We start from the raw sequence: 1,003 nt of genomic DNA, 5'->3' as shown, positions 1-1,003 counted from the left end.
ATTCTCGATAATGCCGTTGTGGACGATGGCGACGCCGTCGGAAAAATGCGGATGCGCGTTGGTCTCGTTGGGCACGCCATGCGTTGCCCAGCGCGTATGACCGATGCCGATCATACCATTGAGCGGTTCGTCCTTCAGCCGGCGCTCGAGATTGACCAGCTTGCCTTCGGCGCGACGGCGTCCGAGCTGGCCGTCCTCGACAGTGGCAACGCCGGCCGAATCGTAGCCGCGATACTCCAACCGTTTCAACGCGTCGACAATGAGCGGCGCGACCGGCGAATGACCAACAATTCCTACGATACCGCACATTGCCGTTTCCCCGTTCCCCGCAGAAACCCGGCGCTATTTAGGGATGGCCGGTCTGCCGCGAAAATCACATTGCATTTCGTCGCGTATCAGCCGCAACGGTCTTGCACAGATGCACCATGACAGGGCGCTCTTGCAATCCGGTTACCGCAATCGCTCAGTTTCTCCGTACGGGCATCCTATCGCGCTCACCGGTTCCTGAAATCCGTCAAAGACATGATGCAGTCGTCGCCGCTAGGCTTTTTTCCGGACCGCCGCGGCCGAAGCAAAACGCTCGCGCAATTCCTTGCCCTTGCCGGCCAGCGTCCTCTGGCGGGCGCGGCCAAAGGCCAGCGCATCGTCCGGGACACTTTCGGTGATCACGCTGCCCGAAGCGATGTAGCCGCCCTTGCCGATTGTAACAGGCGCCACCAGCGAGGAATTCGAGCCGATAAAGGCGCCCTCGCCGATGTCGGTGAAGAACTTCGAGTAGCCGTCGTAGTTGCAGGTGATGGTGCCGGCGCCGATGTTGGCGCCGGCGCCGACGCGGGCATCGCCGATATAGGTCAGGTGATTGACCTTGGCCCCCTCCTCGACAGTCGCCTGCTTGACCTCGCAGAAATTGCCAACCTTGGCCTTTTGCTTGAGATCGGCGCCCGGCCGCAGCCGCGCGTACGGGCCGATATCGCAGTTCGAAGCGATGGTGGCGCCTTCAATG

1 protein-coding gene and 1 pseudogene are annotated in these 1,003 nt (G+C 61.5%); both read right to left on the bottom strand.

Features of this window, described 5'->3' with window-relative positions; translation table 11 throughout:
- Window positions 1-309: pseudogene (locus EOA86_RS36135) on the bottom strand (glutamine--fructose-6-phosphate aminotransferase); the annotation flags it as partial.
- 231 nt (window positions 310-540) lie between these two features.
- The coding region (locus EOA86_RS36130; RefSeq protein WP_281035738.1) for a DapH/DapD/GlmU-related protein at window positions 541-1,003 on the bottom strand (463 nt) is incomplete at its 5' end.

The organism is Mesorhizobium sp. M5C.F.Ca.IN.020.32.2.1 (genome assembly GCF_004023105.1).
Classification (GTDB): Bacteria; Pseudomonadota; Alphaproteobacteria; order Rhizobiales; family Rhizobiaceae; genus Mesorhizobium; species Mesorhizobium wenxiniae.
Note: the sequence above shows the minus strand (reverse complement) of the source record. Positions and strands in the feature narration are given on the sequence as shown.